Annotated in this window: 7 protein-coding genes and 1 pseudogene; 3 read left to right on the forward strand and 5 right to left on the reverse strand. The window is 37.9% G+C overall.

The window, feature by feature from the left end; translation table 11 throughout:
* The 3 genes from VJJ26_03680 to VJJ26_03690 all read right to left on the reverse strand — a co-directional run.
* The coding region (locus VJJ26_03680; GenBank protein HLC07263.1) for a WD40 repeat domain-containing protein at positions 1-1,734 on the reverse strand (1,734 nt) is incomplete at its 3' end.
* Positions 1,735-1,976: 242 nt separating this feature from the next.
* Complete coding sequence (locus tag VJJ26_03685; protein ID HLC07264.1) at positions 1,977-3,104, reverse strand: DNA double-strand break repair nuclease NurA; 1,128 nt, start codon at positions 3,102-3,104, stop codon at positions 1,977-1,979.
* A 272-nt stretch (positions 3,105-3,376) separates the two neighbouring features.
* On the reverse strand, positions 3,377-3,766 hold the full coding sequence (locus tag VJJ26_03690) for an iron-sulfur cluster assembly scaffold protein (GenBank protein HLC07265.1): 390 nt from the start codon (positions 3,764-3,766) through the stop codon (positions 3,377-3,379).
* Between the two features lie 185 nt (positions 3,767-3,951).
* On the opposite strand from VJJ26_03690, the gene VJJ26_03695 reads away from it, so the two are divergent.
* The 3 genes from VJJ26_03695 to VJJ26_03705 all read left to right on the forward strand — a co-directional run bounded on the left by VJJ26_03695 (position 3,952) and on the right by VJJ26_03705 (position 5,935).
* Positions 3,952-4,374, forward strand: a complete 423-nt coding sequence (locus VJJ26_03695; GenBank protein ID HLC07266.1) for a hypothetical protein — start codon at positions 3,952-3,954, stop codon at positions 4,372-4,374.
* A 24-nt stretch (positions 4,375-4,398) separates the two neighbouring features.
* Positions 4,399-4,818 carry a hypothetical protein gene (locus VJJ26_03700; protein HLC07267.1) on the forward strand — a complete coding sequence of 140 codons (420 nt, stop codon included), beginning with the start codon at positions 4,399-4,401 and terminating at the stop codon, positions 4,816-4,818.
* A 130-nt stretch (positions 4,819-4,948) separates the two neighbouring features.
* Complete coding sequence (locus VJJ26_03705; GenBank protein HLC07268.1) at positions 4,949-5,935, forward strand: HAD family phosphatase; 987 nt, start codon at positions 4,949-4,951, stop codon at positions 5,933-5,935.
* Between the two features lie 41 nt (positions 5,936-5,976).
* Here VJJ26_03705 and VJJ26_03710 read toward each other — a convergent pair.
* Positions 5,977-6,480, reverse strand: a pseudogene (locus tag VJJ26_03710) (VTT domain-containing protein).
* A 120-nt stretch (positions 6,481-6,600) separates the two neighbouring features.
* Positions 6,601-7,774, reverse strand: a 1,174-nt coding sequence (locus VJJ26_03715; GenBank protein HLC07269.1) for a hypothetical protein, incomplete at its 5' end; no start/stop codon positions are given.

The following is a 7,774-nucleotide window of genomic DNA, read 5'->3' on the forward strand; positions in this document are numbered from 1 at the left end:
CATTCCCATCGCGTATGGTGATGTAAGTTGTATAGAAAAACCTCGCACTGATGCCAAACACAGTTGATAGAGGAATTGTGCCTGAGCACTATTACAATTTTGTAGAGCTTTCTCTTCTGCAACCGCTACTAACTGATGCAACATAAGACTAGCCTTATCTTCATCACCATTCCCTCCCGAAGCAATCTTCCTGCCATCAGGACTGAATGCTACTGACATCACATCATGAGGGTGACCAGCCAAGACCTTATGCGTTATTTCTTCTGGATTACTTACATTCCACAATATAAGATTATCCTGTTTACCCAAACACCCGGAAACAATCATGTTGCCATCAGAATTGAATGCTACCGTCCACACATAATCAGGATGACCTACCAAAACCTTATGCGTTATTGCCTCTGGATTACTTATATTCCACAATAGAAGATTATTCTCTTCACCACTACTGCCCGAAACGATCATCTTTCTATCAGTACTGAAGGCTGCCGTTTCTACGCCGCTAGGATGGCCTTTCAAAACGTGCTGCGTTATTTCTGCTGGATTACTTATATCCCACACTATAAGATTGTCCCTTGGTCCAGAACAACCTGAAACAATCTTGCTGCCATCAGGACTAAACGCTGCCATCAGCACATCATTAGGATGACCTGCTAAAACCTGATGCGTTATTTCTTCTGGATTACTTACATTCCACAATATAAGATTATTCTGTTGTCCCCAACACCCTGAAATAATCCTGTTACCATCAGGACTGAATGCTACCGTATTCACATCATTAGGATGCCCTGCCAAAACCTGCTGCGTTATTGCTCCTGGGTTGCTTATATCCCACAATATAAGATCATTCTGCATCGAACCTCTCGAAACAATTTTACTACCATCAGGACTAAATACTGCCTCCTCTACGCCATCAGGATGGTCTTCCAAAACTTGATACGTGATTTCTTCTGGATTACTTATATCCCACATTATAAGATTGTCCCTCGATCCCAAACAACCTGAAACAATCTTATTGCCATCAGGACTGAATACTGCCGTCTTAACGCCATCAGGATGGTCTTCCAAAGCTTGATACGTGATTTCTTCTGGATTACTTATATCCCACAATATAAGATTCTTCCTCTGTCCCAAACAACCTGAAACCATCTTGCTACCATCAGGACTGAACGCTACCGTCCATACACTACCAAGATGACCCGCCAAAACCTGATGCGTCACTGGAAGCATTCTAAGAATCGGATCAATAAAATATGGAACTAAGAATCTCCCTTGCACGTCAGACGGCACAATATAACTCAAACAAAATGCACTCACACCATGCGCCTGAATGCGTCCCGCCGTGTTAACCAATGTGTGCATTTTACCTTGATCAAGAGACAATATGGTTTGTCCAGGAGCCAATTGCGGAACATCTTCGTTGAAAAGAGTGTTATAAAAAGACTGAAAAAGGCCAAGCGAAATATACCCCAACGCATTACGCATCAACTCCAATTCTTCTGAAGTTATCATTGTTGCTTGTATTGGATTATCTAAACTATTTAAATCCTTCTGATGTTCTAACAACACTAACAATACTTTCATTTCATCTATTTTCCATCGCTCAACTCCAATTGTTTTATCATCTGAAGTCTTAACGTAAACAATGGCATTTTTATCTGTTTTTGTTGGTTCATCCATCGCTCCCAACGATACTGTTGCGAGCACTAACAATAGTACATGTTTTACATTCATACCACACCTCTAAATATTAAAAACAATAAATATATTTCACTGTAAAATATAAAATATATTCTATTATAAAATCAATAAATGAATACTTATTGGGAATAAAATCAGAAAATTCTTCCTCCCGCTCGCTTGACCCCTGTTGCGTTAAAACTTCACAGGGGACCTCTTTATAGAATTGCCCTGCTTGCCCGACGAAGCTTTATGCGAAGTAGGGAGTGTTTTTGCTTGCAAAAAATATCGAAGGGTCAAATCCCAATGCCACGTTTTTTCAAACTCTTACGAGAAATAGATTGCGTATGCTTACGCTCCATGCCCATCTTTTGTAAAAAGTGATAAAAAAATTCACGATCCGGTCCTTTAACAACAGCTTGTTCATGCGCTTCAGCCAATGCAACAGGATAACCACCACCTTTAACACACTGATCAACCACTATCTGCGCAATCATATCAACAGAACTTTTGTTTTGTGCAATCCATGATGGTATTTCCACTCGTCCAATTTCACTGCCAACATGTACGTAAAAAAAGAATGGTCGCAGATGAGCCGGATAATAAACACTAATACTACTGTGATTACTAAAAACTACAGAACGAGTGTATGGTTCTAAAACACTGTACATAATACCACTATCAATAACACTATCGACTGATTCGTACAGCTCTTTTTGTGCAACGTCAAAATTGCATAAATACAAACGAACCAAACTCATTAATTCTTTACTTTTTGGCATGCTTATATACCAACAGGTAGGTACTTTTTCGTGATAAAGTTCATCTAACAGCGCAAGATATGCGTTTAAAAACTGATCTCTTACATCAATTTCTTTTGATGATAAATGCCAAAAAATTAATGATCCATCAAAGAGTAATAACGATGTTGCATCACCATAATCATTTTTTATTTTTTTTGCTAAATCAAGACCAGCTCGCAGTTCAAGTTCTTGTCGCTTACAATTGACGCCATCGGTGGTGAATGGTTGTTGATGTTCATCAACTCCTGCAAACACGGTTGGATCGGAAAATAATTGTACACGCTTATTTTCAATATTATACGGTAAAACAACTGAACCAGTATTAATTAAACAACATGATAAAACATTGTGACGATCAGGATAAATTTGAGATCCATCAACAGAAAATGCTACGTACGGTGATACAACTTTTTCAACGGCAATACTATCACCAAGATTATCTTGCCACAGTGGCACTGGCCACGGTGCATTGTTAACTTGTCGAACTTTATACAAAAAGGTTGAATCTTTAATAATAGACTGCCAAACATCTTGGGCAAGGTGATATGATGGGGTTACATCAACAAAGAGTTTATCTGCTACGTGTTGGAGTTCAATGATCAATTTCAGACGATCTAACATAAATAGACCTTTATAGAATTACCCTTTATCCCCAGCTTCGTTACTCTACGCCGGGGTCCCCGTGTGGAATGAAGTGGAGCATGGGGTTGAAAAACACTCAGGGCGAGCGGGCAAAGAATAGGCAAAAGAATTCTATAAAAGGGTCCCCTGTGAAGTTCTAACGCAACAGGAGCCAAGCGAACGGTGAAATAATTCATACGTTATCTACTCTTTCCGCTCGCCCTGAGTGCCACTCTTGTGGTGTATCGAAGGGTTAAACAGATTTGTAACTTTTATCCATTACGTGCTTTATACTCACATATTCCGCTTTGCAGCGCCATCAGAGATAATAACCCACACAGCAATCTGACTGGTCCCAACTGCATTCCAATCATAGCAATAAGATCGTCCTTATCAAGAGCAAGAATAGCATCAAGAGGTTTATTTTTAACATGTTCCGAAAGCAAAGAAGCGGTTGCTTGGCTAATTACGCATCCTTTACCCCGAAAAGTAACCTCTACCAGCATATTATTTTTTATAATGCCCGTAAAAACCACCTCGTCACCGCACGAGGTATTACGTTGTTCTGAATGAAAATCACACTGATCAATAATCCCACTATTACGTGGATTACGATAGTGGTCCATCAGCATTTCTTGGTAAAAATTCAACACAATAGCCATCCAATCATTGTTTTTTATTATTATTTTACCACAAACATCATCAAGAACTAGTCCCTTAAGAAGAAATATTTATAAAACAAGTGTAAACAAAAATGGCAATTATTGCTATCTGTATTTTGTGTTTGTTAGTCTATATGTGATGGCCTATGATGAATATCTCTGTTTTGAATAAAAAAAGGATTATCATGAAAAAAAGTCTCATTGTTGCAGGACTTATTTTACTTTGCTCAGCACATAATTCATCTTATGCAGCAGAACGTCCAATTATTGGCACAATTATCATAAAAAACAACTCTGCTTTTGATGTAAAGTATAAATTTGATAAACCCGGACAAGAAGTACCTCAACACGAAGAATTTGTGCTTGCTCCTGGTGATTCATTTAAAACACATGAAATGACAATTTCCATCAGAAGGTCTGGTTTTGGATCTGGTGTTGTATCATCTTGGATAAGAGTTCCCAATACAGTTGACCTCTCGAAAAAATTATCAAGAAACGACTTCCAAGCATATGACCTTGCTTTGCGTAAAGGTTGTACTCCTGTAATCAGGATTCAATCAGGCTATACCGGTGGATGGGATTTCGCTTTAGGATACATCTGTTTTTAATTTATTAAACAAAAAAGGATCGTTATGATTATCAAAAAAAGACTTCTACACATCATGGGCCTTGTGCTCTTAAGTTCAGTATCAAGTGCCGTTTTTGCGCGACCATTCATACTCAAAAACGACTCATATTTTAATGTAGTGTATAGACTTGTTGGCGCAGAAGATACCAAAACAACTCTTGGATACATTCTACAACCTGGTGAAACAGTGGAGCTTGACACAAATAAATCACATTCGATTAGAAGAGAAGGACAAGGTTCTGACTACATAGCAAGTTATTATAATGTTCCTATAAAGGGACTTCTCTTAGATGCTGCGAAAAACGATCCCAACTACCCGCGTCATGCAAGAGCAAGTATTCCTGTGTGCACTATCTATTCAGGCGTACCGTATGGATGGAGCTTTACATTGAGCTGGGAACAAAAAGAAAATATATCCTTTTAAATCATAAAAAACTATCTGGGGGCGGAGCGAAGATCCGCCCTTTTTTTATTTTCAAATATGTTATTTTGACCTCTTGCCGCATTAATGGTATACTGAAATTATACTAATGAAGCAAATCAAGGGGAATATCATGAAAATTCGTTTATATGCCTATCCACTGCTTGCCTACCTTACTTTTTACAGTATGGCTGCAACAACCAATATACCCAAAAAAAACTTTATTTTTGATTTTGGCGGTGTACTTGTCCTAACCGATACAATGGTATCATTTAGACACATAGGCATGATGAATGCTGTCGAATGCAGTTTTCGGCTGGGAATAAACCCTTTCTATCTTGACCAACACATAAAAACAACCTTATTTGCAATTCTTGATGAAATAGAAAAAGTACACAACCTGAGCCAAGCAAATGCATACCACCAAGCGTATGATGAAAAAGGAAATGAACTTCCCTGTATCTTGTGCGCATGGCTGCAGGGCACTATGACTAGTTCAGAGATTAAAGCACTTGTAGAAAAAGAAATTAATCTTCATCCTGAATGGTTTGGTTGTCATGCAGAACAACGCATTATTCAAAACACTACTCGCCTCATCTTTACACCAGAACTTTTTGCAAGTTCGGTCAGAGTGTCTCACGCCGGTATTGCATTTATCAAACGATGCAAACGAGAAGGTCATAAAATTTATGGCCTTTCAAATTGGGATGCGGAATCATTTGCACTGCTTAAGGAACAGCATCCAGAACTTTTTGATCTGTTTGACGGAATAATAGTCTCAGGTGAAGTAAAAGCAAATAAGCCACACGCAACAATTTATCAAATACTTTTAGAACGGTATCAACTATGTGCAGAAAATTGTTGGTTTATCGATGACCAAAAAGAAAATGTAGAAGCAGCACAAAAACTTGGTATAAATGCTATTGTACACAACTCAAGTTTTGTAAAGCTCATCCAAAACATAAGAATAACTTATTCCAAATCAGCCCGACGAGAAAACTTAAACACCAATGGCAAGAGTGATACCACAATCAAAAGCACCAACAATGCTATAATTGACGGTGAAAATATATCTCTGACTGATTCAACCAAATTCAATTGCCTACCGGCAAATGTATAGATGATAAGCATTGGCAAAGAACCTACAAGCGTCGTCCAAAAAAAAGTAAACGTAGAAACATTAGCAAGAGCTGCCAATGTAGTAATAACAAAATAGGGGATGACCCCTATCAACTGCATCGTTAACAAATAACTTGCGGCACCATGCACTGCTATTTTTTGATTAAAACGTTCCAATTTTTGTGCATATTTACCCCTAACCAAGTTGCTCAACATATACCGTATGGCTAAAAAGGAAAGAGTGGCACCACCTGCTGCACCAATACCTGCATACACAATACCTGGAAAAAATCCAAATAAAAATCCTGCAACCATTGTAAGCGGTGGCATACCGGGTATCAAGAAAGCGATAACCACCAAGTATATCCCGATGAATGCGGCTACTGACCGCCAATAATTCTGCTGTACCGCCGCCTCAAAATAGGCTCTATTTTCTTTTAAGGATGCAAAAGTAAAATAGTTGTACAATCCTGTGTACCAAATTAATATAAGTATGCTTACTAAAACAAATCCAACCAACAACGCTTTTTTTACGCCATTATTCATTGTCACACTCCCATTAATAAACTACATATAAGCATAATTATACCGCATAATACACATTTTCTTTAATACTATCAGCTCATAGTATCGCTACAACTTGAATCATGCTAAAAAAGAAGTTCCCTACTTTAACTGCAAAGCAGGAAATTTTGGAGTTCCAAGTCGCAGATCCAATCGTTCAAATTTAGGTGGATTATCCTGAATTGCAGACTGCCCTCGTATTAAATCTTGAGTATCAGTCAACCTTTGATCTAGAGCTTTATATGCACGGTTTAACTCATCGCGCAGCTTTGCTATATTTTCAGTGTATTTTAGTTGAATTTGCAGGATATTAGTATTTAACTCCTGACTCTGAGATACTTGTTTCCTGTATTCTTGTTTTTGCTTCTTTAACTCTGCTGTTTGCCGCTTTAACACACTCTCTATATCGCCCACCTTACTAGCAACTGCCTGGTTGCTTATTACGACTGCACCGACCTGACTAGTTAAGGTGGATACATTCTCTTCTATCTCACCCACATGCTTTTCTATGTTTTCCACTTTAGAAAATAAATTATCACAAGCAGTCTGCATTGTTTTTTGCGATTCACCCAACGTGCTAATTCCTTGAGTAAACTGTAAGGCATTAGATTCATGAACTGATCTAATTTGTTCTAAGAGCTTCAGTTTTTCTTTATCTTTTTCATCGATCTTCTCGCTCAACTTAATCACCTGCTCATTGTTCTCTTGCTGTCCCTTCCGTAAAAGCTCCAATATACTATTGCGTTCTGTTTCTTTCTGCAGTAATTCATCTATTTTTTTTTCTTGAGAATCGGTTTTTGATTGAATACTTGTTAACTGTTCTGTTGTACTTTTAGTTAATTCTGTCACTTTTTCTATAAGCCCCCGACTAAGCGCACCAAGATTTTCTTGAGCAGACAAATAATCTTTATTAGCTTGTTCTAGTTGTGTAAATAAATCATTTATTCTTTGATCACGTTGAGTTTCTTTGCTATCCATTACTCTAATATCATCAAGCAATTTCATAAGCTGTTGCGGTACATCTTTCAAATCAAGATTCAACTTCTCTACCTTGCTGCCCACATCATCTATTTTGATATTTACATTATCTCCAACACTTTTAATTTGTGCACTTATTTCTTGTTTTGTCGCATCTATTTTACCAGACACATCTTGAATAGCAGTGGATAATGTATCAAGTTTTTTATGTGTCGCATCATGCAATCTTTGATTCTCTTCACGCATTGCTTGCAACTCTTGGCGTATACTCTGAATCAACCCTGCTATAAAGCTAATG

The organism is Candidatus Babeliales bacterium (assembly GCA_035288105.1).
Lineage (GTDB): Bacteria > Babelota > Babeliae > Babelales > Vermiphilaceae > SOIL31.

What these genes read in the sequence shown, in the direction of transcription:
- VJJ26_03700 (HLC07267.1), top strand. Translation starts at nt 4,399, where the DNA reads ATGATTATCAAAAAAAGACTTCTACACATCATGGGCCTTGTGCTCTTA.
- VJJ26_03705 (HLC07268.1), top strand. Translation starts at nt 4,949, where the DNA reads ATGAAAATTCGTTTATATGCCTATCCACTGCTTGCCTACCTTACTTTT.
- VJJ26_03690 (HLC07265.1), bottom strand. Translation starts at nt 3,766, where the DNA reads ATGGCTATTGTGTTGAATTTTTACCAAGAAATGCTGATGGACCACTAT.
- VJJ26_03695 (HLC07266.1), top strand. Translation starts at nt 3,952, where the DNA reads ATGAAAAAAAGTCTCATTGTTGCAGGACTTATTTTACTTTGCTCAGCA.
- VJJ26_03685 (HLC07264.1), bottom strand. Translation starts at nt 3,104, where the DNA reads ATGTTAGATCGTCTGAAATTGATCATTGAACTCCAACACGTAGCAGAT.